The following is a 488-nucleotide window of genomic DNA, read 5'->3' as shown; positions in this document are numbered from 1 at the left end:
CATGATCGCGGATCGCCGCGCCCATTTCGCGCCAGAACAGCGCCATCATGCCGCCGAAGCCCACGCCATGGGCAAGACAGGCGGCAAGCGCGAGCACGCCAGCGTGCGGGGCGGCCAGAAACACCACCCCCGCCAGCACTGCGAGCGCGGTGAACGCCAGCGCCGGCCGCATCACCCCGCGGTCCGGGCGAGGCAATCCCAGCGGCCCGATCACGCTGCCGAGCACCAGCGCGAACAGCAGCGCCGCGCCGGCGGGCTCGTCGGGTCCGCGCCCCTCGACGAACGGCACCAGCCGCATCGTCATCGCTTCGGGGCCGGCAAGCGCGGCGCCGGCGACGAGCAGCGTGGCCAGCCCTGTGGGCATCGAACGCCGTCGCCCAACGAGTGCTGCCATCGGCAAAGCGCCTCGCCACCGCAGAAGCCAGCCGGCGCTGGCCGCGATCAGCGCTGCGATCACCCCGGCCACGACGATCTCGCGGCCGCCCGCC

At 74.2% G+C, this 488-nt stretch carries 1 protein-coding gene; it reads right to left on the bottom strand.

Annotation, left to right across the window (positions count from 1 at the left end):
- On the bottom strand, window positions 1-488 hold a 488-nt coding region (locus AACY08_RS29065), incomplete at both ends, for a hypothetical protein (protein WP_339472529.1).

Source organism: Pseudomonas sp. EL_65y_Pfl1_R83 (genome assembly GCF_963970695.1).
Classification (GTDB): domain Bacteria; phylum Pseudomonadota; class Gammaproteobacteria; order Pseudomonadales; family Pseudomonadaceae; genus Aquipseudomonas; species Aquipseudomonas tritici.
Note: the sequence above shows the minus strand (reverse complement) of the source record. Positions and strands in the feature narration are given on the sequence as shown.